The sequence below is a fragment of the Guptibacillus algicola genome (assembly GCF_020171805.1).
GTDB lineage: Bacteria > Bacillota > Bacilli > Bacillales > Guptibacillaceae > Guptibacillus > Guptibacillus algicola.
The window spans coordinates 102,381-126,688 of sequence record NZ_JAIVAF010000003.1; the positions used below are offsets into that span (position 1 = coordinate 102,381).

Annotated in this window: 21 protein-coding genes and 1 pseudogene; 17 read left to right on the forward strand and 5 right to left on the reverse strand. The window is 42.9% G+C overall.

Translation table 11 applies throughout. The features are described from left to right. Positions 1-44: 44 nt before the first annotated feature. A complete protein-coding gene (locus LCM09_RS07970) occupies positions 45-794 on the reverse strand; it encodes a MurR/RpiR family transcriptional regulator (RefSeq protein ID WP_224880423.1) in 750 nt (249 codons plus the stop codon). Between the two features lie 166 nt (positions 795-960). Here LCM09_RS07970 and LCM09_RS07975 point away from each other — a divergent pair, with 166 nt between their 5' ends. From LCM09_RS07975 to LCM09_RS08000, 6 genes are all read left to right on the forward strand, one after another. Beyond that, positions 961-2,928, forward strand: a complete 1,968-nt coding sequence (locus LCM09_RS07975; RefSeq protein WP_224880425.1) for a fructose-specific PTS transporter subunit EIIC — start codon at positions 961-963, stop codon at positions 2,926-2,928. A 69-nt stretch (positions 2,929-2,997) separates the two neighbouring features. Then, the gene (locus tag LCM09_RS07980; RefSeq protein WP_224880426.1) at positions 2,998-5,658 is read left to right on the forward strand and encodes a glycoside hydrolase family 38 N-terminal domain-containing protein; all 2,661 of its coding nucleotides are present in this window, start codon (positions 2,998-3,000) and stop codon (positions 5,656-5,658) included. Then, positions 5,655-7,322: an alpha-amylase family glycosyl hydrolase gene (locus LCM09_RS07985; RefSeq protein WP_224880428.1), complete on the forward strand. Its 1,668-nt coding sequence runs from the start codon at positions 5,655-5,657 to the stop codon at positions 7,320-7,322. The genes LCM09_RS07980 and LCM09_RS07985 overlap by 4 nt, the downstream gene beginning before the upstream one ends. A 14-nt stretch (positions 7,323-7,336) precedes the next feature. Beyond that, positions 7,337-8,482: a glycerate kinase gene (locus LCM09_RS07990; RefSeq protein ID WP_224882871.1), complete on the forward strand. Its 1,146-nt coding sequence runs from the start codon at positions 7,337-7,339 to the stop codon at positions 8,480-8,482. 165 nt (positions 8,483-8,647) lie between these two features. After that, the gene (locus LCM09_RS07995) at positions 8,648-9,391 is read left to right on the forward strand and encodes a hypothetical protein (RefSeq protein WP_224880430.1); all 744 of its coding nucleotides are present in this window, start codon (positions 8,648-8,650) and stop codon (positions 9,389-9,391) included. Positions 9,392-9,467: 76 nt separating this feature from the next. Next, positions 9,468-10,358: a DUF7662 domain-containing protein gene (locus tag LCM09_RS08000; RefSeq protein ID WP_224880432.1), complete on the forward strand. Its 891-nt coding sequence runs from the start codon at positions 9,468-9,470 to the stop codon at positions 10,356-10,358. Positions 10,359-10,411: 53 nt separating this feature from the next. Here LCM09_RS08000 and LCM09_RS08005 read toward each other — a convergent pair whose 3' ends face one another. Next, on the reverse strand, positions 10,412-10,942 hold the full coding sequence (locus LCM09_RS08005; protein WP_224880434.1) for a GNAT family N-acetyltransferase: 531 nt from the start codon (positions 10,940-10,942) through the stop codon (positions 10,412-10,414). Positions 10,943-11,151: 209 nt separating this feature from the next. Here LCM09_RS08005 and LCM09_RS08010 point away from each other — a divergent pair, with 209 nt between their 5' ends. The 9 genes from LCM09_RS08010 to LCM09_RS08050 all read left to right on the forward strand — a co-directional run bounded on the left by LCM09_RS08010 (position 11,152) and on the right by LCM09_RS08050 (position 20,895). Beyond that, positions 11,152-11,724, forward strand: a complete 573-nt coding sequence (locus LCM09_RS08010) for a TetR/AcrR family transcriptional regulator (protein WP_224880436.1) — start codon at positions 11,152-11,154, stop codon at positions 11,722-11,724. A 78-nt stretch (positions 11,725-11,802) separates the two neighbouring features. Next, positions 11,803-14,967, forward strand: coding sequence for a bifunctional cytochrome P450/NADPH--P450 reductase (locus LCM09_RS08015; RefSeq protein WP_224880438.1), 3,165 nt, complete (start codon positions 11,803-11,805; stop codon positions 14,965-14,967). A gap of 172 nt (positions 14,968-15,139) precedes the next feature. Then, on the forward strand, positions 15,140-15,910 hold the full coding sequence (locus tag LCM09_RS08020; RefSeq protein ID WP_224880440.1) for a hypothetical protein: 771 nt from the start codon (positions 15,140-15,142) through the stop codon (positions 15,908-15,910). A 3-nt stretch (positions 15,911-15,913) separates the two neighbouring features. Beyond that, positions 15,914-16,294: a GntR family transcriptional regulator gene (locus tag LCM09_RS08025; RefSeq protein WP_224880442.1), complete on the forward strand. Its 381-nt coding sequence runs from the start codon at positions 15,914-15,916 to the stop codon at positions 16,292-16,294. Continuing rightward, positions 16,291-16,989, forward strand: a complete 699-nt coding sequence (locus tag LCM09_RS08030; protein WP_224880444.1) for an ABC transporter ATP-binding protein — start codon at positions 16,291-16,293, stop codon at positions 16,987-16,989. The genes LCM09_RS08025 and LCM09_RS08030 overlap by 4 nt, the downstream gene beginning before the upstream one ends. Positions 16,990-16,991: 2 nt before the next feature. Beyond that, entirely contained in the window at positions 16,992-17,918 is a 927-nt protein-coding gene (locus LCM09_RS08035; RefSeq protein WP_224882873.1) for an ABC transporter ATP-binding protein, read from the forward strand. A gap of 1 nt (position 17,919) precedes the next feature. Further along, positions 17,920-18,861 (forward strand): ABC transporter permease, encoded by a 942-nt coding sequence (locus LCM09_RS08040; RefSeq protein WP_224882874.1) that lies wholly within the window; start codon positions 17,920-17,922, stop codon positions 18,859-18,861. 602 nt (positions 18,862-19,463) lie between these two features. Next, on the forward strand, positions 19,464-20,075 hold the full coding sequence (locus tag LCM09_RS08045; RefSeq protein WP_224880446.1) for a hypothetical protein: 612 nt from the start codon (positions 19,464-19,466) through the stop codon (positions 20,073-20,075). 439 nt (positions 20,076-20,514) lie between these two features. After that, positions 20,515-20,895 carry a hypothetical protein gene (locus LCM09_RS08050; RefSeq protein ID WP_224880447.1) on the forward strand — a complete coding sequence of 127 codons (381 nt, stop codon included), beginning with the start codon at positions 20,515-20,517 and terminating at the stop codon, positions 20,893-20,895. Positions 20,896-21,329: 434 nt separating this feature from the next. Here the strand turns inward: LCM09_RS08050 and LCM09_RS08055 are convergent. Continuing rightward, positions 21,330-21,848, reverse strand: a pseudogene (locus LCM09_RS08055) (ATP-dependent DNA ligase); the annotation flags it as partial. Between the two features lie 452 nt (positions 21,849-22,300). Here LCM09_RS08055 and LCM09_RS08060 point away from each other — a divergent pair. Then, positions 22,301-22,777 carry a hypothetical protein gene (locus LCM09_RS08060; RefSeq protein WP_224880448.1) on the forward strand — a complete coding sequence of 159 codons (477 nt, stop codon included), beginning with the start codon at positions 22,301-22,303 and terminating at the stop codon, positions 22,775-22,777. 105 nt (positions 22,778-22,882) lie between these two features. Here LCM09_RS08060 and LCM09_RS08065 read toward each other — a convergent pair whose 3' ends face one another. Together LCM09_RS08065 and LCM09_RS08070 are read right to left on the reverse strand one after the other, a co-directional pair. After that, positions 22,883-23,200, reverse strand: coding sequence for a hypothetical protein (locus tag LCM09_RS08065; RefSeq protein ID WP_224880450.1), 318 nt, complete (start codon positions 23,198-23,200; stop codon positions 22,883-22,885). After that, positions 23,193-23,459: a helix-turn-helix transcriptional regulator gene (locus tag LCM09_RS08070; protein ID WP_224880452.1), complete on the reverse strand. Its 267-nt coding sequence runs from the start codon at positions 23,457-23,459 to the stop codon at positions 23,193-23,195. The genes LCM09_RS08065 and LCM09_RS08070 overlap by 8 nt, the downstream gene beginning before the upstream one ends. Positions 23,460-23,852: 393 nt before the next feature. On the opposite strand from LCM09_RS08070, the gene LCM09_RS08075 reads away from it, so the two are divergent. After that, the gene (locus LCM09_RS08075; protein WP_224880454.1) at positions 23,853-24,308 is read left to right on the forward strand and encodes a GNAT family N-acetyltransferase; all 456 of its coding nucleotides are present in this window, start codon (positions 23,853-23,855) and stop codon (positions 24,306-24,308) included.

Genomic DNA, 24,308 nt, shown 5'->3' on the forward strand with positions numbered 1-24,308 from the left:
AAAAAGCTACGCAGTCAACTGTTGACTGCGTAGCTATCTCCCGCTCAACCCTCCATGCTCTTCTTCAAATAACTCTCAAACAATAAATCGATCAACAGCATCAACGTTGACCTTGCCGTTATATCGTATCCAGCGAACTTCACTTTTCCTACAGTCATGCTGAGGTTCGTGTTGACCATTCGACCGAGTGTTGAATCGGACGAATTCGTGATGGCTGCGGTGTCAGCGACCATGTAAGATAATTTTTCAGCTGCTTGGATGAGGGTTTTGGTTTCGCCGCTCGTTGAGATGAAAAACACGAGATCGTCTGACTTCACCATATTTGGAAGGAGATCGATCATGTGGGATTCGTATGTATAATGCGTCTGCTTGTTCGTTTGCATAAGTAACTTACTAAAGTACTCTGCCATCATTTTTGATAAGCCAACGCCGACAACAATGATGCGATTCGCCTGGTTGATCCTATCACTAAGACGATCGAGTTCGTGAAGCTGAATCGTTTCAAATGCTTGAACGAAGCCTTGTTTATAGCTTTCGATCGGGTTCGTGTCCACTTTCTCGATCTCTTCATCCGTGCTCTTTAATCGATATTTAAGCTCTGAGAAGCCTTCTAAACCGAGCTTGTGAGACATGCGAACGACCGTTGTTGTGCTCACGTTATTCACTTTTGCGATTTCTGTAAGCGAGAGGTTCTTTGCCTCGTTTAAATGTTGATCGATGTAATAGAGAACCTGCTTTTCCGTTGGCGTCAGATTGGCGAGGCTATTACCGAAATGATCAATGATCTTGCCCATGTGATTGCTCCTTTTCTCGAAAGATCTTCGTACAAGTATAGCATGCTACCGCGTCAGTCTGTACAATTGTACAGACAATGTACAGAAACAACCGTTGTTTTCATGATAAAACTAGATTATAAGAGCTTGTAAGTGTTTTCATTTTACAAGAGATAGGAGTGACGAGATGCAACTTAGACAGATGACGGATCCAAATTTAATTCTGTTCGATGTTGAAGCAGAAAGCAAAGAACAGGTTATAAAACAACTTGTTTCAAAATTAGCGAAAGAAGATTATCTAGAATCAGAACAGCCATTTTTGGAAGCGGTTTTACAACGAGAAGAAGTATCCCCTACAGGAATGGAAAGAGGACTTGCGATTCCGCATGGAAAATCAACAGCTGTCAAGAAAGCAGCGTTCGCGGTGGCGAGATTGAAGACGCCACTTGAAGATTGGGAAAGCATCGACCCTACGAATAAAGTACAACTCGTATTTTTGATAGCGATTCCAACAAACGAAGGTGGATCAACGCATTTAGAAGTATTGTCCACATTAAGTACGAACTTAATGCGTGACGGCTATATGGAAGGCCTCATGGCGACTAACAGCAAGGAAGAGTTTCTATCCAGACTCGATATCGAGGAAAAAGTAAAGTCCAACAGTGATAAGAAGTACGACAAAACAGTCGTTGCGATTACAGCTTGTGCAACAGGCATCGCACATACGTACATGGCAGCGGAAGCACTTGAAAAAGCCGGACATGAGCTTGGTGTTAACGTACTTGTTGAGAAGCAGGGTGCGAACGGAATTGAGGATGAACTCACACCTTCTGTGATTGAAAAAGCAGATGCGGTGATCTTCGCTACAGATATCGCGCCTAAACAAAAGGAGCGATTTGCAGGAAAATCGTACGTACAAACGCGTGTAGCTGAGCCGTTACGACAAGCAAAAGAGATGATTCAAAAAGCACTTTCGAATCCAGATGGCGTAGTTGAAGAAAACGATAGCGAAGAGGCGTCTCAATCTTCTTCTAGCTCAAACGGTAGCGGTGGATTCCTAAAAGACGCGGTTCAAGCGGTTATGACAGGTATCTCTTACATGATTCCAGTCATCGTTGCAGCTGGTCTTATGATGGGAATCGCAAAGCTCGGCGCGATGCCATTTGGTCTAGTGAATGAACTTCATGAAGCGAAGTACGCGACACACTCGAATGAACTTTTCGTGATTCTACATCACCTCGATAAATTTGGTGTTCTGATCTTTAAGTTCATGTACCCGATCTTTGCGGCATTCGTTGCGTATTCATTAGCTGACCGTGTTGGTCTTGTAGCAGGATTTATCGGAGGCGCATTCGCTGGTGGCCTTCACCATACGTTCTGGGGAATCGAAGGCATTCCTTCCGGCTTCTTAGGTGCATTGATTCTAGGACTCGCCGCAGGTTATATTTCACGCTTCTTGAACCAGAAGATTCAACTCAGTAAGAACTTCCAGGCGATGAAACCAATGTTTCTCATTCCTGCGATCAGTGTGTTATCGACCTTCTTTTTAAACTTTTATGTAATCGATCCCGTATTCGGTGGATTGAATGTTGTCCTACGTAACTGGATCGAATCAGCTCAAGGTACAGGTGACGTTGTGCTTGCGTCAATCATCGCTTCCGCAACAGCATTTGACCTTGGTGGTCCAATCAATAAAGCAGCAGGTGCAATCGCAATCGGTCTTGCGGCAGATCAAGTTTATCCATTAACAGCGCGTGTTCTTGCGATCGTAATTCCACCGATTGGTCTTGGACTTGCGACTGTTATCGATAAGTACGTTGTCGGTCGTCGCGTATTTGAAGCAGACCTTCGCGTCGCTGGTAACACAGCGCTACTTCTAGGATTCATCGCAATCAGTGAAGGAGCGATTCCGTTCATGCTTCGTAATCCTTTGATCACGATTCCAATCAACATTATCGGTGCCATCGTAGGGGCAAGTACAGCGGTATTATTAGGTGCCGTGCAATGGTTGCCACTACCAGCATTCTGGGGTTGGCCACTAGTCGATAACCTATGGGCATACCTTTTAGGACTAGTCGTTGGTGCATCATTCATCGCTTTCGCAAACATTTTCATCCGTTTTGCGATGATCAAGAAAAGAGAACTAGCAGCGTAAATCAAATAGTGGGGCGCATCTTGAAAAAGTGTGTCCCTTTTTCTTTTATAAATACTGGAGGGAAACCCATTGAAACAGAAAAAAGTCTACGTCGTGCCACACTCCCACTGGGATCGTGAATGGTACTTTACAATAGAAGATTCGAACCTTTTACTCGTTGAAAATATGGATCGATTGATGGATGTGATGGAGAACGATCCGAACTACAAGGGTTATGTATTCGACGCACAATCATCTATCATCGATGAATACTTACGAATTCGTCCAGATCAAAAAGAGCGTCTAAGCTCCTTGATCAAAGACAAGCGCATATACGTTGGCCCATGGTATACCCAGGCAGATTCACTACTCGTTCATAAAGAATCACTTATTCGCAATTTGCTTTATGGAACGCGTATTGCTGAAAGCATGGGTCACAGCATGAACATCGGGTATCTCCCAGATATCTTCGGTCAAAACACGTATTTGCCATCGCTTTTCAAAGGATTCGGCATCGACTACAGCATCCTGCAGCGAGGAATCTATACGGATCAACTGAACGGTGACCTTAACTTCATGTGGAAGTCTCCGGACGGCGAAACCGTGAAAGCAAACAATATGTATTTCGGCTATGGACCAGGGAAGTTCCTTTCGTCAGATGACGAGTATATGGAAGAACGCTTACTTCCGATTTTAGATAAAATTGCAGCGCTGAACGAAAGCACGAACAACCTTCTGCTTCCTTCTGGCGGAGATCAGGTTCTCGTACGTGAACATTTCCCTGAAACAGTAAAAGCGCTGAACGAAAAAGACGAGAAGCACGAATACGTTCTATCCGACTTTGAAACGTTCATGGAAGAAACATTTGCGGATGCTGAATTCACAAATGAAATCGAAGGCGAGTTGATCGCAACGCAGAAATCTCGTATCCACAACACAATTCGTTCACAGCGTTATGACATCAAGAAGCTGAATGATATCGCTGAAAAGAAAATCATCAATGAGCTTGAGCCACTCGGCAGCATCGCGAGTACGCTTGGTTTCAAGTATCCAAAAGTATGGCTCGATGAGATGTGGAAGATGCTTTTCGACGTTCACGCCCATGACAGCATCGGTGGCTGTAACTCTGACGATACGAATCAGGAAATCGTAAACCGTTTGACGAAGGTCATCCGCATGGCGGACGGCTGCCTGAATTTGCTTAAGAAACAGATGACTGAAGCGGTTAGTCGAAAGCTTGGCAAAGACTCAATCTTGGTACTATTCCACTTGATGCCAAGCCACTATGAAGGCTCACAAAAAGCAGTTCTTTTCACAAGAGAAAAAGAGTTCTCTGTAAAAGATCTGAACGGTGAACGAGTTGCGTTCGATAACTTGAATCAAGCGTACATTAGCGGCGGTAAGACAATCGTCGTAACAGCTGAAGGTGAAAAACAGGTTGAAGCACCTGGATACTACCGTAGTGAAGTGCTGTTGCAAGATCTCACTCTACCTGCGATGGGGTACAAGACGTATGAAGTTGTGGATGGAGTAGAAGCAGCACCTCAAACGAAAGAGGAAGCTGAACGAAATGAAATCGAGAATGATTCCTTCAAGATAAGTGAAGAAGGCGGCGCGCTTCAGCTTCACATCAAATCGAACGACAAGACGATCGAGAACTTCTTACGATTTGAAAACGTAGCTGACGCTGGTGACTCGTATGATTTTTCACCACTCGAAGGTGATGAGCCGATTCTTACTTCTCGTGTAGAAGAAGCGAGTGTGACGAAGCTTTCAGGCGTTGAAATCATGAACGTCACGCATTCACTTAACGTACCGGAGGATCTTGAAAAGCGTGAAAAGGGCATTACATCAAAAGAGCTTGTGATCGCATCACGCCTCGAGTTACACGAGAACGAAGCGTTCATCAGAGTGACTCACAACATCGATAACGACGTGAAGGATCACCGTGTGAGAGTCCTCCTGCAAACGTCACTCGATCAGCCAGAGCATTCCTTCGGAGATCAAGCGTTCAGTATGATTCAACGGCCGACAGTAAATCCATACATGGAGAACTGGAGAGAGCAGGACTTCAAAGAAGCACCTGTGCCGATCTATCCGCTTGAAAACCTTGCTGGGGCAACGAACGGAGCGTTCACTTCAGCTATTGTGACGAAAGGGATCAAGGAGTATCAGCTTTTAAAAGAAACGGGAGAAATGGCGCTGACATTGTTCAGAAGCGTTGGATTACTTGGGCGAGATGATCTCGCATGGCGTCCGGGGCGCGCATCTGGTATCAACAATAAAGTTGTGTACACACCTGACGCAGAGATGCAGTGTGAGATGACGTTCGAGTATGCGCTTCACTTTTCTGAAGGGTACGATGAGTCTTCCCTCTTCCGCTTAGTGGATGAGTACAATGACCATGGTGTGAGTTACCAGAAGCAAACGCTGAACACGTTTGAAGAGCGATTGGATCGCTTTGAAATTCCGTATCCGGTTGATGCGCTACCTTCAGAATTCAGCTTGCTGAATCTATCGAACGAAGAGGTGTTCTTCAGTTCGATGAAACAGGCTTATGATGACAACTCGATCATTGTGCGCGTTTTTAACCCGACTAATGTTGAACAACGTGTTACCGTATCGAGTGATCATGTCACGAGCATCGCAGAAACAACTTTGGATGAGAAGAATGGTAGAGCTATTGAGGAATACGCAACAGTGAAGCCAAAAGGGTACGTGACGCTTAACGTAAAGGTGGATGTGCAATGAATTTCACAAAGAAAGTAGAGAGTCTACTCCAAACCATTTATGGTGAGGAGTATTCTCCATCATACAAAGAACAAGTTGTGAACATGGTCAGGGAATGGAAGCAGAAGAACTGGCAAGATATCTCGCCATTAACAGAAAAGAACGTTTATCTTATCACGTATGGTGATGCGATTCGAAAAGACGATGAGCCAACGTTACAAACGCTCAACACATTCATTAATGAATACGCGAAGAATGAAATTACTGACGTTCACTTACTGCCGATGTTTCCATACACGTCTGACGATGGTTTTTCAGTCGTCGATTACCGTGAAATTCATACGGATTTAGGAGACTGGTCAGATGTCGAACGCCTTTCACAGAACTACCGCCTCATGTTTGATTTCGTGACGAATCACATGTCGAAATCGAGTAAATGGTTCCAAGGGTATTTGAACGATGATCCGACGTATGCGAACTATTTTATAGGTGAAGAAGAAGGGTTCGATTCGTCGAACGTGGTTCGTCCGCGTACATCGCCATTGTTCCATCAGTACGATAACGGGAAGACGGCTTGGACGACGTTCAGTGAGGATCAAGTCGACATCAACTTCAGGCATTTCCCAGCTCTATTTGAGATGACGACGATTTTACTTGAGTATGCCTACCGCGGTGGCACGAGCATCCGGTTAGATGCGATCGGATTTATGTGGAAGGAATCTGGCACAACGTCGATCCACCTTCCGCAAACGCATGCTATCATTCAACTGTGGCGCGAAATGTTAGAAGAGCTTGAGCTCAACACGATTCTAATCACGGAGACGAACGTTCCGCACAAAGAGAACATCAGCTACTTTGGAAATGGGAAAAACGAGGCGCACATGGTGTATCAATTTTCGCTACCGCCACTCGTGCTCCACACGTTTACGACTCACAATACACGGACGCTCACAGACTGGGCGAATACAATCGATAAAGTATCTGATCGAGCGACATACTTCAATTTCCTAGCAAGTCATGACGGAATTGGCATGCGTCCGACAGAGGGGATTTTAGAAGAGGAAGAACGCGTTGCTCTTGCGGATAAGGTGCTTGAGAACGGTGGACGCGTGTCGTATAAAAGTAATCCAGATGGCACAGAGTCACCTTACGAGCTGAACATCAACTACATGGACGCGCTTATCAATCGTGACGAAACTGATGAAGATACGCAGATTCAAAAGATGCTTGCTGCGCATTCGATTTTGTTTTCTGTGATGGGGGTGCCTGCGGTTTACTATCATTCTCTGCTAGGTTCCGAGAATGACTATGAGGGGCTTGAGTCGTCAGGCATCAACCGACGAATCAACCGTGAAAAGTTCGAGTATCATGAACTTGTTGAGCAGCTCACGTCTTCAAAAAGAAGAAGTGACGTGTTCAATGGCATGAAGACCTTGATCCGTAAGCGTCAGAATGAATCAGCCTTTAATCCTTTTGCAAATCAGGAAATCATCAACGTAGATGAAAAGGTATTTTCGTTGATTCGTAGAAATGAAGAGACGGGAGAATCGATACTTTTCGTTGTGAACGCAGCGAATGAAGAAGTAACGATCGACCTTCCATTTAGCGGGTATGACCTTATTAGTGAGGAAAATGTTGAGGCAAAAGCTACGCTCGGACCATATCAATACATGTGGATAAAATAGTAAAGGGTGATGAAATGAACATCGTCATCGCACCAGATTCGTTTAAAGAAAGCTTAACAGCGAAAGAAGTATGTGCTGCGGTACAAGCGGGATTCGAAAAAGTATATAGTGATGCAACGTATATCCATCTTCCGATCGGTGACGGTGGGGAAGGGACCGTCCAGTCTGTTGTTGATGCGACGGGTGGTGAGTTCATCACGATGAACGTGACGGGCCCACTCGGTTATGATGTACAAGCATTCTATGGACTTACGGGTGATGGAAAGACAGCCATCATCGAAATGGCAGCAGCGTCCGGACTGCACCTCGTTCCAAGAGGAAAGCGAAATCCGCTTGTCACGACGACGTTTGGAACTGGTGAATTAATCTTAGACGCTCTGAACAAGGGGGTCGAACGGGTTGTCCTTGGACTTGGTGGCTCCGCGACGAACGATGGTGGCGCAGGCATGGCGCAAGCGCTCGGTGCGAAGTTAGTAGATTCTGATGGTCGCGAACTTCCGCATGGAGGGAAGGCGTTGTGTAAGCTTCATTCAATCGATGTTTCTAATCTCGATTATCGATTAACAGACGTCGCGATCGAAGCAGCATGTGATGTAACAAACCCTTTGACGGGTTCAACTGGTGCTTCAGCTGTTTTCGGACCTCAAAAGGGTGCAACGAAAGTGATGGTTGAAGAACTTGATGAATGCCTGGCACACTATGCAGATGTTATTCAACGAGACCTTGGGAAGTCTGTGGATTCTGTTCAAGGAGCTGGAGCGGCAGGTGGTCTTGGTGCTGGAATCTTTGCCTTTTTAGACGGGGAGTTACGGAGTGGAATCGATCTTGTGCTCGACGTTATCTCGTTTGAGGATGAAATTAAGGGAGCGGACCTCTTGATTACAGGTGAAGGTCGTATCGATTCACAAACGATTCATGGAAAAGCGCCTGTTGGCGTTGCAAAACGAGCGAAAGCACTTCAGCCTGATCTCCCTGTGATTGCGATCGCTGGCAGTATTGGAGAGGGTTATGAAGCTGTTTATGATCATGGCATCGACGCTGTATTAAGTGTGGTGAATGGTGTTGTGACGCTTGATGAGGCGCTTGAAAGTGGTGCTTCTAATGTGGAGAAGACGGCGGAGAATATTGCGAGAGTGTTGAAGGTTAAGAAGAATTTATAGTTACACGTAAAAATGATTGTTTAGTAGTGCCTGTCTTTAACTATGTTTTATGAGCATAGTTGAAGATGGGTGTTTTTTTGCAGGATAACTAACGAAACTTTTCTATTACCCATGCGTAATAATAGTGAGGTAGTTAATATAGTTTTAAGTTAATGGAGGGTATCAATGTCAATCGCCACTTATTCAAAGTTTGCTCGCTTTAAGGAATCCATTTACTCTTTACCTGAGCACCCTGTTGAAGAAGATCTAATACATGAAGATTTTTTACTTGAACGGGTAGAACAGAAGAAGCTTGAAGTGTACTATGCTCCATTTGAACATGTGAATGAGAATGCAAAAGTTGTAATAGTAGGGATAACTCCAGGTCTTCATCAAATGAAAAAGTCATTTGAGACGGTGAGAAATATGAGGGACGAAACAAAAGAGGATAATGCCATATTAAAACAAGTGAAAAATAATTCTAGCTTCGAGGGGCCGATGAGAAAGAACCTAGTTAATATGTTAGATGAGCTGAATGTCCATCATTATTTAGGCTTGTCGTCGACGATAGAATTGTTTGGTAGTGCTAGTCATCTAGTACAAACTACTTCTATACTTCCTTATCCAGTTTTTCGAGATGGGAAGAATTACAGTGGAGCAACTCCCCAGATATTAAAAACACCATTACTTAGAAGCTATGCTCTCGAGAATTTCCCTACAGAATTAAGCAAACTCTCTAACCCACTTATCATTCCATTAGGGGTCAATGTGTCCCGAGTATTAAGTTACCTTTCAGACAATGGCTATATTTCTAGTTGTTCGGTATTAACTGGGTTTCCACACCCATCAGGAGCGAACGGTAATCGCGTAAAACAATTTGAAGAATATAAAGAATCTATGAAAAAAACGATTGAGTTATATTTCAGGTAATTAACTTGAAGGACTAGTAGAAAGTTATCCTGGCACTGATTTTTTGATAAAGAGAAGAAAGATGAGGTGTAATATAATGACCGTATCTAGTGAAAAAGGGAAGTATGGAGCACTACAAGATTACTTGCGAAGTAAAATCACAGAACAGGAAGAAATATGGTTAACCTTTGGAGAAATTGAAAGTATCTTGGGATTCCCCCTACCTAGATCAGCTTCTACATATAATGCCTGGTGGGCAAACGAAATGAAGTCTCACTCACATGCAAGAGCATGGCTTGAAGTTGGCTTTAAAGTGGAAGGTTTGAAATTAGGGGAGTCGGTAAAGTTTAAATATATAGGAAAAAGTGAGACACCAAACCAAATCTGTTTAAAGACTGCGTATGATACATATACTTTTGCCTATACGTCCTTACACTTTAATAATATAAATGAAAAGGATATCTTTGCTCGGAAGAACAATCGTACTGTGGAACAAACAATTGACCATCATCGTTACCATAATCTTAAAGATGAAGTGAAAAACCTGTATCCATCTAAGTTATCTCTTCCCTTAGGAGAGTTTCTACTAGAATTAAAAGAGTCTGATGATCTATTTTATCAAAACTTCCTCAATCGCTATGGTGATTTAGAGTATAGTAGCTTCTCAATTGAGAGCAAAGAAGAAAAGAATCTTAAAGGCTTGTACACTTATATTTCACAAGGCGAAGTGAAATATATCGGACGCTGTCTTGATGATTTCGGTAAGAGAATAAATAAAGGGTATGGTGTAATTCATCCAAAGAATTGCTTTAAAGATGGACAAGCTACCAATTGTCACCTCAATGCTCTTATCACTAAGGAACAAAAAAGTAACGAGATTTCTCTCTATTTATTGCCAATGGAAAACGAGGCAGACATCAAAGAAACAGAGATGGCATTAATAAGTGCCTATAATCCTGAGTGGAACATAGTTGGCAAGAAAGGATAGAATTTAGAATGGATAAGAGGTCAGGAAAATACCTGACCCCTTAGTGAAAATAATTATAAGATGTATTCCAATTGAATATCTCGAGGTTCCCTCATATAAATTTCCTCATTAATCTCTTCCGCAAGCACACATCCCATACGAGAATAGAAACCTTGCGTTTCGATTGAAGGGTGTGCGCCTATGTATAATTTGTCTGCACCTAATTGGATCGCAACGCTGGTTACCACTTTGAAAAGTTCTTTTCCGATTCCTTTTCCGCGATGTTCATTAGAAACATGGATATAAGATAGTTCACGGTAGCAGGAATGCTGTCCAAACTCTCCAGGCTCGATTACCGCAAATCCTACAACGCCCGCATCATCATTTGCCACAATCACTGCGCCACCCTGATCGATGACATGTCGAAAGTGTTGGACAATCTCACGTTTTCGAGCTAGGTGCCATTCATCCTCGAAGGTATCTTCTTTTTCTACTAAACTTCCAGACTCGTTAACAAGGACTTTCGTCGTTGCTTGATCTCTTTGGAAGGAGTCTAGCATGGTGTCTTTTATTTTAGAACTGTCTAATCGTTTAATCGTAACCATTTCTTAGCTCCTCTGTTGTTCATTCACTATTATTATAAGTCATGAAGCCTAGATTCTCACGGCATCATTTTCTATCTTTATCGCCTCGTTTGTTTACAATACCTTCACTCTTTTTAGGTCTTACGATTCATTGTTAATGTTTTCCACTGGGGTTACGATAGAGAGGAATGAATGTTCATTCCGCGTAGAAGAACGAAAGGGTGAAGGGTATGAATCCGGAGAACAAACGGGACAGCGTCCTATGCAGTGCGCTTGCTTTATTCGCAGAGCGAGGATTTGATGCGACAACGATTCCAATGATCGCGAATTCAGCGAATGTTGGTGCTGGCACGATCTACCGTTATTTTGAGAATAAAGAAGTGCTCGGCAACACGTTGTTTCAAAATTATGTTGTTACATTTATGAAAACGATCGAGGCGCATTATTCAGAAGAGCAGTCGATTCGTCAGCAGTTTCATCATCTTTTTAGAGCGATGGTGTTGTTTACGAACGAGAATGAACATGCCCTCTATTTTATAAAAAAGCACAGCGGCGCTCATTTTCTAAATGAGGAAAGTCGTGAGGATTTCGTGCAGCTGCTAAACCTTTTCAGGTCTTTCTTTGAAACTGGTAAGGAACAAGGTGTGATTCGAGAGCTACCTTCTGAAGCACTGATCGCTATTGTTTATGGGGCGTTTCTTGAACTCCAAAACCTTGTTAGAGTCGGTGAGCTAGTCCCTGATCCAGAGCTTCTTTCTGGAGTAGAAGAAAGTTTATGGGACTCGGTTAGACATCACTCGTGAAGAGGACTTACTCTTCATACTACAAACTGAATGAACGTTCATTCCGCGCGCAATTATTTTAGATGAGGTGATAGATCCATGACAGTGAAGAAATCGATTCCACAGCCGAAAACGTACGGCCCTTTAGGAAGTCTCCCTCTTATTGATAAAGAAAAACCAGTACAATCCTATATGAAACTCGCAAAAGAGCTTGGCCCCATATTCCAATTTCAGTTTCCTGCAAGAACGAGCACATTTATTTCAGGAGCATCCCTTGTAGCTGAGATCAGCGATGAATCTCGTTTTGATAAAAAAGTCGGACCCGTTCTTCAAAAAGTTCGCGCCTTCGGTGGAGACGGCTTGTTTACAAGTGAAACGGAAGAGCCGAACTGGCAAAAAGCTCATAACATCCTGCTTCCTAGTTTTAGTCAGCAAGCGATGAAAGGCTATCATTCGAAAATGGTTGACCTTGCGACGCAGCTTGTTCAAAAGTGGGCGCGGCTCAATCCTGATGAAGAAGTCGATGTGGCGGAAGATATGACACGCTTAACCCTCGATACAATCGGACTTTGTGGGTTCAATTTCCGTTTCAATAGTTTCTACCGTGAAAACAATCATCCGTTCATCGATTCGATGGTTCGTGCGATGGATGAAGCGATGTCTCAATCACAGCGTCTTGGTGTCCAAGATAAATTGATGGTTCTTTCAAAGAAGCAGTTTCGAGAAGATATTGAGTATATGTTTTCGCTTGTCGATGACTTGATCGCTGACCGGAAGAAGACCGGTGATGGAGAGGAAGGCGACCTTCTCGCATATATGCTTCAAGGCAAAGATCCTGAAACCGGTGAGCCTCTTGATGATGAGAACATTCGCTTTCAAATCATTACGTTCCTTATTGCTGGCCATGAAACGACAAGTGGTTTGCTATCGTTTGCGCTTTATTACTTAATGAATAACCCAGACAAACTAGCGAAGGCACAAGAGGAAATGGACCGTGTGGTTGGTGACGATATTCCTGATTATAAGCAGGTGAAGCAGTTAAAATACATCCGCATGATTCTAAATGAAACGCTCCGATTATGGCCAACGGCACCAGCCTTTTCCCTATACGCGAAAGAAGATACGACGCTTGGAGGGGACTATGATGTTGCAAAAGGGGATGTGTTTACGCTCCTTCTCCCAGAACTCCATCGTGATACATCCATATGGGGCGAGGACGTCGAATCGTTTATTCCTGAACGGTTTGAAGATCCTTCATCGATTCCACAACATGCTTACAAGCCGTTCGGAAATGGACAGCGTGCATGTATCGGACAGCAGTTCTCAATTCACGAAGCAACGCTCGTACTCGGCATGGTAGTACAGCACTTTGACCTGATCGATCATGAAGATTATGACCTTGAGGTGAAAGAAACGTTAACCTTAAAACCTGATGGATTCAAGATGAAAGTGAAGCAGCGAAAAGAGTCCATTTCATTTGCCGTTCAGTCTGAGCCTGTTGAAAAAGAAAAGAAAGCAGCCCATGTAGCTGTAGAACATGCACACGGAACGCCTCTTCTCGTACTCTACGGTTCAAACCTTGGAACAGCAGAAGGCATCGCGCGAGATCTAGCTGAAACAGGAAGCCAGCAAGGCTTCAGCACGGACGTTGCTCCACTGAACGAGTATGTAAATGAGCTTCCTCAAGACGGAGCTGTTTTGATCGTATCTGCTTCTTACAATGGCAATCCTCCTGACAATGCGGATAAGTTCGTACAATGGCTTGAAGAAATGGAAGAAGGAGAAGTCAGCGGTGTTCAGTACGCAGTCTTTGGCTGTGGTGATCGCAACTGGGCGAATACGTATCAGCGCATTCCGTCTCTCATTGATGAGAAGTTGAAGCAAAAAGGTGCAACGCGAATAGCAGAAACAGGCTATGGTGATGCAAGTGACGATTTTGAAGGTGACTTTGAGAAGTGGGAAGCGACGTTATGGGAGCCTTTGGCAGAAGCCATGAATATCGAGTTGAGTGAAACGAACTCAGAGAACAGCGCAATTTCCATGAGCTTCGTCAGCGGTGTGAGTGATACGCCTCTTGCGAGAACACATCATGCTTTTACTGCCATCATCAATCGAAACCATGAGCTGCAGCATACAGAAAGCGGAAGAAGCACGCGTCACATTGAACTGATGCTTCCTGACGGCGTTTCCTATAAGGAAGGCGATCACGTTGGAATCCTACCGCAAAATAGCGATGAGATGGTGAACAGGGTACTCGAACGTTTTTCTCTCAAAGGAGAAGACCACGTGTTGTTGAGTGGCGATTCCGGGAAAGCAGCGCATCTTCCAACAGAAAAACCAGTAAAGCTACAAGAGTTGCTTTCTTCTTACGTTGAACTTCAAGATCCTGCAATGCGATCTCAAATTCGTACGCTAGCGGCACACACTGTTTGCCCACCGCACGTGACAGAGCTTGAACAGTTGCTTGAAGACAGCACGTATAAGAGCGAGGTTCTTGAGAAGCGTGTTACAATGCTTGATCTTGTTGAACATTACATGGCATGTGAGATTCCGTTCGAGAGATTCATCGCGCTGCTTCCACCGTTGAAAGCTCGTTACTACTCGATTTCAAGTTCGCCACTCTATATGGAACGTGAAGCGAGCTTGACCGTTAGCGTTGTGCGCGACGCAGCATGGAATGGGAATGGCGAGTATAAAGGCGTCGCATCGAATTATCTTGCAACACGTGAGTTTGGTGACAAAGTGGCGTGCTTCATCAATACGCCTCAGTCAAATTTCCAGGTACCTGAAGACATGGAAACACCAATGGTATTGATCGGTCCAGGTACAGGAGTCGCACCATTCAGAGGGTTCATTCAGCATCGTCGTGAAATGAAAAAGCGAGGAGCAACGCTTGGAGAAGCCCATCTCTACTTCGGCTGTCGTAACCCAGAACACGACTTCTTGTATCAAGAGGAGCTCGAACAAGCAGAGAAAGAAGGACTTGTGACGCTTCACACTGCATTCTCTCGTTGCCCTGGGGAGCCGAAAACGTATGTCCAACATCGTCTAACTGAAAATGCTGTAGATATTCTACCGCTACTAAGAGACGGTGGACGGTTATACATTTGTGGTGACGGAAGTAAAATGGCACCAGAAGTCGAGCAAACGCTCATCGAAAGCTATAGTTCGTTTTATAATAAGACAGAGCAAGAAGCGACCCAGTGGTTAGAAACACTTGAGAAAGATGGTCGGTATGCGAAAGACGTATGGGCTGGCGCATGATACAACGAACGTAAAAGAAGGATGAGGTCCATAGGGGCTTCATCCTTTTTGTGTGTAGGGGTCAGGCACGTGCCTGACCCCTTTTGTAAAAAAATATAAAAAACAATTGACCATTTCAGAGTACCGGTGTACTATGTAACTAATACACCAATACAATAAGGGGAGTTGGAAAATGATGAATTGGAGTGGGCTGCTACGAAAGGAATTTCGAGTGACAAGAACTCTTTTGCTAGGCGTTATGGCGTTTGATCTACTGGTTATGGTGGGTTTCTTTCTAGCATCAGCAAGATGGGAATTTCCTTATTTGACCACAATTATTGGAGGCGTACTTGCAGTTATGCATGTGTTCTTTCTACCTCTCTACCTTCTAATCAGTTTGAACAGTGAAGGAAGGAAACTACATCTCTGGCTTCATAATCCACAATCTGGCGCGCGTCTTCTTGGGGCAAAACTACTGAACGGGTTACTAGCATTATTGCTTTCACTTGGTCTTATCGGTGTATTGGCACTTCTAGCGTATAGTCTGGAGACAAGTGAAATTGTGTTTCCGTTCGATAATTTAGGGCTCCTTGTACTTTATATTTTTTCCATCATTTTGGCAGGTGCCATCTCGATGGGAGTTTGGCTCACATTTTATTGGACGTTTTATCAAGTACTGAAAACCTATTTCAGAAGATGGGCGTTGCTTCTTGTTCTTATGCTCATCGGATTAGTGAGCTGGTTTGGTGGATGGTTTAGTGGAACCCGTCTTGGAGAGTTCGTAATGGACTGGGGATATGTCCAATTTCCTTCTCCGTTAAGTATGGAAGTAAATCAGGAAGTGTTTGAAGTATCCACTTCTACAGTTCCTTTTCCGATTGGGAGCGTGATTATTGATGCCATCATCCTAGTCGTAATTTTCTTCATAACATGTTGGTTACTCGACCGAAAAGTGGAGGTGTAAGGGATGGGAGAAGAATTCAATCCCTCAAAGCCAATATACTTGCAGCTAGTGGATCGCATTAGCTGGGAGATTATTAAAGGCGAAAGGAAAACGGGTGAAAAGCTTCCTTCTGTAAGGGAAATGGCGATTCAATCGGGTGTGAATCCCAATACGGTGTCTCGCACTTACAATGAACTGGAGAGGATGGAGATCGTGGAGACGAAACGAGGGCAAGGGACGTTTGTAACGGAGGAAAAGGAACGACTGACTCAACTTCGAGAAGAGCTGAAGCTCAACCACATCCAGAATTTCATTGAAGAAATGAAGCAAATGGGATTTTCATCAGAAGATATGATCGACGGGATCCGAACGTATGTCACGAATGAAAAGGAGAATAACGCATGATTACATTTGAGAACGTGTCCAAAAAGTATTTAACAAAACATGCCCTTTCAGATGTCAACGTGAAGATACCAGAGGGGAAAATCATCGGTCTCGTTGGATCGAATGGCAGCGGGAAATCGACGTTAATGAAGATGATCGCGGGACTTGTTGCCCCTTCTGAAGGAAGCGTAACGATAGATGAGGAGGCGGTCACAAGGCGAACGGCAAGCAAAGTGGCTTACCTTTCAGAGCTCGATACGTATTATTCCTTCTATTCTGTGAAGGAAACGGTCACTTTTTTTGCAAGTCAGTTCCCGGATTTTGATACGGAGAAGGCGTACGAGATCCTTGAATTTATGGATGTCGACAAAGAACAGAAGGTGAAGCATCTATCAAAAGGGAACCGCGGAAGGGTGAAGATTGCCCTCACTCTAGCAAGAGATGTTCCGATTATCCTAATGGATGAGCCGCTGTCAGGACTTGATCCGATGGTTAGAGATTCGATCGTGAAAGGGTTACTTTCTTTTATCGACCTTGAAAAGCAAACCGTCATCATCACAACGCATGAGGTGACGGAGATCGAGCCGTTACTCGAGATGGTCATCGCCATTCGAAATGGAAAGGTTTTGGCGCTTGAAGATGTTGAAACGATTCGTGAGCGAGATGGGATGAGGATCGTTGAGTGGTTGAAGAAGAAGTATCAGGAGGAGGCGTGACGATGGCGGGTGAACCAATCGTTCAAATACGTGACTTAACAAAAGTGATCGGAAAGAAAACGATCATTGATCAGCTATCGTTTGACGTTTATCCAGGAGAAGTGTTTGGGTTTCTCGGACCGAACGGCGCAGGCAAAACAACGACAATCCGTATGATGGTCGGGCTGATGAATATGACAGAAGGTGAAATTCTCATCGATGGGAGCAGCATCAAAACGGACTATGAGGATGCCATCATCAAAGTGGGCGCAATCGTTGAAAACCCCGAGATGTACAAATTTCTGACTGGGTATCAAAACCTCGTGCACTATGCTCGGATGATGAAAGGCATCTCGAAGGAACGGATCAATGAAGTCGTCAAGCTTGTTGGACTTGAAGGACGCATTAACGAGAAGGTAAAAGGGTATTCGCTCGGAATGAGGCAGCGCCTTGGTCTTGCGCAGGCGCTTCTTCATCGGCCGAAGCTCCTCATTCTTGATGAGCCAACGAATGGGCTTGATCCAGCTGGCATTCGTGAGATCAGACAATATCTCAGAACACTTGCTAGAGAGGAAAACGTAGCTGTCGTTGTTTCGAGTCATTTGTTATCCGAGATCGAGCTCATGTGTGATCGAATCGGCATTATTCAGGCTGGGAAAATGGTCGATGTGCAGCGGGTGAACGATTTTATTCAAAAAGATCAAACGGTGATGGTGTCATTTGAAGTGGATCCTGTGAGCCACGCCGTTCATGCGATCAATGCAACGTTTCCTGATATCGAGCTTGAACAGAGTGACCGCATCGTGATGGTGAAAACGGAACACGAGCGAATTCCAGACGTCACAGCTGCTTTAGTGGAAAAGGGAATTCGAATCTACGGGATTCAATCGTCTGTGAAGACATTAGAGGATGTGTTCCTTGAAGTGACTGGGGGTGAGCAAGTTGTCTAGTATGATCAGATTGATTCAAAACGAAAACATGAAGATTTATCGAAGAGTCGGAACATGGGTGATGCTTGGGCTTATTGTCATTGGCCTTCTGCTCGCAACCATTTTTACGAATCTTGCGGGAGATGAAGGAACGACTGATTGGCGATCGAACACGGAAACCGCTATTCAGCAATCGGAAGAAAGCCTACAAAACTCAGAAGGTATGCCAACCGCCTTTAAATCCGAGCTGGAGCGAAGTATTGCCATTAATGAATACCGTCTCGCAAATGATATTCCACCTTTAGAAAGTGACTCGATATGGAGTCTGATGGATAATTCCATCAGCTTGGTTAGTTTGATCTCGATCTTTACGATCATTATCGGTGCAGGAATCATCGCTAGCGAATATTCATGGGGGACGATAAAGCTCCTCTTGATCAGACCAGCTACGCGTACGAAGATACTAGCTTCGAAGTTTATCGCAACGCTGTTGTTTGCAGTACTGTCTCTCGTAATCTTATACATTTCCTCATTTATCATAGGAGGGATTGGCCTTGGCTTTGGTGCGGTGGATCAACCGTACTTAACGTATAAGGGTGGAGAAGTGTCCGAAATGAGCATGGCGGTTCATTTTATCATCGAGTATGCTCTTGCTAGTGTGAACTTACTGATGATGGTGACGTTCGCCTTCATGCTATCGAGCATCTTCCGGAGTGCATCGCTTGCGATCGGGTTAGCGATATTCTTAATGTTTACAGGCAGTCAGCTCACATTCTTTCTTAGTCAGTATGACTGGGCGAAGTACCTACTGTTCGCGAACACAGATTTAAGTGTCTATTTCGATGGTGCTCCCATTATCGAAAGCATGACATTAGGATTCTCTGTCGTGACACTGCTTATCTATTTCATCGTATTTTTACTATTATCGTGGTTGCTGTTTACGAAGCGGGATGTAGCAGCTTAGGGGTCAGGTACGTGCCTGACCCCTTAGAGTCTGATTTAACCATAAATCAGGCTCTTTATTTTTCTTACGATAAGTGAACTTTTGCATATTACACTCCCTTCAGAAAGGTATTGATAAACATGGGTCTCCGTTTACATGTATCCTACGCTGTTAAGAATCTTGTTATTTCGTTAAATGGAGCTTTAATTGAACAATATAAGTAAAAGAGCTTGGAACGGCGATGCGCCTCCAAGCTCTTTTTTGTGTGATTTGTCATGTGATTTACTCTGTGAATTCTATTGTGAATTACTATGTGATTTCAAGTTTTGCACCTCTGAAGTTAACCCGTTATCAATGTGAGAAGGGGTTTTCTAGTTGCTCTTGCGTTTTGTTGTTGAGTAAGCTCTCAACAATAGAACTAATCACCTGCGGCCGCCACAGCTTCGGTGGGATACTGTTACCGTATTAGATATAGATTATTCTAAAAATGGATAAAAAGCAAGAAAGATAACCTTCTTATTCTTCAACAGACATGACGTTAACACATTTTCTCTATTTTAAATGCGCCATGTTAACCCTATTCATATCATATATTAATAACTATATTTTGGAAGAAGGGGTTTTTGAGAAAAAGAGAATGCGTGTGTCATAAATGTAATTCGCTATTTTGTCTCGGGGATTACGAAGAGAAGAAGTGTGAGTGTAAGTGTTGTATATGTCCTCCTGGCCCGCCAGGACCGCAGGGACCACAAGGAGAGCAGGGTCCACAGGGACCGCAAGGAGAGCAAGGTCCACAGGGGCCACAAGGAGAGCAAGGCCCAGGGGTAATTCCTACCTTTGGTTCCCTGTATGGGGTTGATGGTGCTAGATCTGTTGTTCAAAATGTTCCTGTTGAATTTGATTTTAACGGACCAGTAACAAATACAAATCCGAATGCAGCAACAAATTCAATCACTATCCTGGACAGTGGAGTATACGAAGTTTCAACTAGTATAGTTGAGAGTCATTCCGGTATTACTGCTGCAGTAAATTACGATATCAGAAATAATAATGTGTTAATACCTGGTTCAAGATTTTCATTATCAAATTCACAGGGGGTATCCGTTACAATTGGTAAGACAATTCAAGTTAGGTTGCAAGCAGGAGATTCTTTAACCGTTGTACCATCTTTTGTCTCTGGGGGTACCCCACAATATTCTTCCGCAGCATTAACTGCTAACTTTATAGGTCCTTAATGTGAGCAAACAGGCTCACATTTTCTTTTGTTAAAAAAGGATACAAAATGGAGAGAGTGTAGTGTTTATTCCTGGCACTAACTTTTTTTGGGACATAACACATTTTCTGGTTTGTAGAACGCAATCTAGTATTCTCATTCATATCATACAAAAGACAACTATCAATGGAAGAAGGGGTTTTGTGAGAAAAAGAGAATGCGTGTGTCATAAATGTAATTCGCTATTTTGTCTCGGGGATTACGAAGAGAAGAAGTGTGAGTGTAAGTGTTGTATATGTCCTCCTGGTCCACCGGGACCACTCGGACCGCAGGGGCCCGAGGGAGAAACAGGTCCGCAGGGACCACAAGGAGAACAAGGTCCGCAGGGACCACAAGGAGAGCAAGGCCCTCAGGGTCCACAAGGAGAGCAAGGGCCAGGTGTAGTTCCTACGTTTGGTTCCTTGTATGGAAGTGATTCTTTTAGACCTGCTGTTGCGAATGTTCCTGTGCAATTTGATTTTTCAGGGCCCATTATAAATACTAATCCAAATCCCGGCACAGACTCACTCAACATACTAGTCGCTGGAACCTATGAAATTTCGGCAGGTCTAAATGCAGCTCATTTTAGTGGTGGTGCAGTAAATTACGATATTAGGGTAAATAATGTGATAATACCTGGTTCAAGATTTGGTTTGTCAGCTAATGCAAGTGTTGCTATAGGTAAGACAATTCAATTTAGTTTTTTACCAGGAAATGCTATAACTGTGGTCCCATCTTCTGTTTCTGGAACCAATACCGGATATTTTGGTCCGGCATTAACTGCTAACAGAATAGGACCATAATGTGAGCTAACAGGCTCACATTTTCTTTTGTTAAAAAAGGATACAAAATGGAGAAAATGTAACCAGGAAAAAAGGGTTTCGACAGGTTTTAAGAAATGATATAGAGAGTATTACAAAAAGGTAAACTCTAGGATACAAAATGAGAGGTCTTTTTACTTGAATGATATGAAAAGGCGACTCATTTAATTATATTTATACTATTATTGCACCTGTTCTCGCACCAAACTTCTCCCCAGCTTTGTCCTGTATCCATTACACAGTTTTCATCTTCCTTCAAGTTTACCCATTCACCTAATAAGTTAGCGTACTCTTATTGACCCATTTTTTCACCTCATAATTCTTATTTCTTTATAAGGGACTACCTTCGTAGATGATCTTATATGCAGAAAATAAGTAAAAAAATAAGCTAACCCTATTTTCTATAGGACTAGCTCTTAAATATCAAAATTAATAAAAGAAGGTAACCGTAAGTTATTCGCTCTAGTACGATTGCGATACTTCACAATGCATTTAATTTCAGGTCTAAAATAAATCATATCCTTCGTTTCTTCCTGCTTTAGCTCAGCAGTCATTGAATAGATTGCTTTCCTAGCTGCAGGTAGGACAAACTCAATCACGCCTACGCTTTTCATACCTTTATCTGTTTTCTCACCAAGAAGTAAACCATATTCTTTCTTACGCTGCTCCAAGATGTAGAAAGATTCTTTCGGATAGTTAACTGCTTTCTTCCAATCATAAGATCGTTTGTTAACATATTTTGAGTTTCCGCGCTTCATCACAACGCCTTCCAATCCTAGTTCCTTACATAGATTGAATAACTCTAACGTTTTACCTGCATGATGACGTACTTTAACAATTCTAGGTGAGTCTTGTGGTAGCACTTCATCTAACAATCTCTTTCTTTCCGATAGCGGTAAATGCATGACGGAATCACCTTTATGGTATAGAATATCGAAAGCGCAGAATTATGGAAATTGTAAGACTTCACGTTTTTGGACATAACAAGGCAGCACGAGGATTATATGAGAAAATAGGTTACATAGAAACGGACCTTGTAATGGAGAAAAAGATATAACACATATGGTTAATGATCAGGGAGCTTATCTGTAATAAGATAGGCTCCCATTTATTTGTAGAAAAGATTGAACCAGATTAATGAATTTGAAATAATTTGTATTAAGATATACTGCATTTGGAATTGTATTGAGTAAAAGTTTCATACAAGAGATTCAAAAACCATACATCATTTTCAGTTCAAAATCAGGGATGTTGATCTGTTAAATAGGAGCATTCTACAATGTCGCTGTAAAAAACGCCTCATTTTCAAGCTGTTACTATTTTAATAGAGTGGGGGCAGGCAAAGATTCGTGAGCGTAGAGGAAAGATATAATCAATGAGGTCAAATTTGAAAAGGAAAGATAGCGTGACAGAAACTGAATGGAATATAGAAGAAGTGAAACGTCTGAAAAAGATACAATTAATTCAAAACAATCTCGTGATGCTGTTGTTCTTCATTCTTTTTGGAGTTTATGGTATGAACGGAGGTACTCCTAGCGGGGTGATTGGGTTTGGGTGTGTTTTATTATGGATTTTCACGGCGCATGCGATCTACACCCTCCTTACAAGAAAAATGATTGGAACGAAGGCCATGAAATGTTCGCTGGCTTTTGACATCGATCAATTAGGAAAAAAGCGTTGGAAAGGACGAAAATTAGGTGAAGTTCTTTTCTTTATAATAGTATGCCTTGGTGGTACAGTGATTTGGTTTACTGTTGATATTAACTCTACAAGATTGGACTTTCCTCTAGATGCTATTCCCATTATGGGCGGTTGGCTAGGGACGAATATTGGACAAATCATTAGAATTAAGAAATTATCTTAAAAAATGTTTATGTCTTCATCATGTCCTGTTTTACATAACAGCGTGCAGTTTAAAGTTTATAAGTGTTATGAATAGGGGGGCAGGTACGTTCCTGACCCCACACGTCTACCTCTTACCAACAACATCCACTCCAATTAAATATGAAAAAATACCAACTAACAAAAATTGAAACAAGAAAACAAGTCTAATCGTATCATCACCTATGTATTCGAGAATGACTCCATTTAATAGAAATACGCCGACCCCTATGGTTAAAAAGTAGTTCGTGAATTTGTTTATCCTAGCATCTATCCGTTCATCTCGCTGTGGTAGGTTGGGGTGCTCAGGCTTTTTAGATAGTAATTTTGCAATTCCTAGACCAATAAATGCACCGATGACACCGCCCAAAAGGCTAGAAAGAACTCCAGAACCTTCGTTAAACAATGCATGGAGACCAGCAAGGACAATGACGGTTATTCTTTTTGTTCTCCTTATGCTGCTTTATTTCCTCTAGCCTAAATAACTCCTCAACAGAGGTATCAAAATATGTACTTATTCGTAACGCGAGTTCTAAACTAGGATGATACTTGTTTTCCTCGAGCGCAATCGTCGTTTCGCGAGTAATTTGTAACGCTTCAGCCAACTGTAGCTGTGAAACGTTGTGATTTCTTCTCACTTCTCGTATTCGGTTATTGACCGGCAATGGGTAGAGCACCTCCTGAAAGTTAGCTTTATAGTTTAATCATAATGTTACCAGTAAAAAATTGTAAGGGTGTATTTGGATAATTTGCTTTTGGACGATTGCTCTTGTCCAATAAAAATGAACAACATTCAATCGGTTCTGCAAATCACCTGACTACTACGCATACATTTAACTGAGTTCATTCGAAATGGGGAGGAATGGTCAGTTGAAAAAACTGTTGTTGGCGATGGTTATTTTGTTTTTCTTGGCAATCCTCGGATTCTTCGCGATAAGTCAAATGACGGTTAATGTGAATGAATCAGAAAGCTCGGAATCTATGGGGAATCATAAGGGCGAGATTAACGGGGTCAGGCACGTGCCTGACCCCCTGTAAACGTGAAAGGAGTGTTAACTATGAATGACTCTAAGCAAGACGTCATCCTAACTCCGTATCATCCTAAGTACGGAGAACAAACCGTTTCGATGTGGAGGCAAAGTAAGGAACGAGCTCTAGGTCAGAAAGAGATACATAGTTTTGAAAAGCATGTCCACTTCATAAATCATATCGTTCATAAGAAGTATGAGGTCGAGATAGCATTGCTACATGAAACGGTTGTTGGCATGATCGCCTATAACGAAGAAGAGATCGACCAGCTTTATATTCACGTGGATTATCAAGGGTTCGGTATTGGGAGTACACTACTACATCGAGCAAAAGAACAATCGAGTGGGAAACTTTCACTCTATACGTTTGAGGTTAATAAGAACGCACAGCGGTTTTATGAAAAGTATGGGTTTACCATCATTGGTAGAGGACATGAAAACGAAGAAAATCTTCCTGATATCCTATATGAATGGGTAGATAACTAA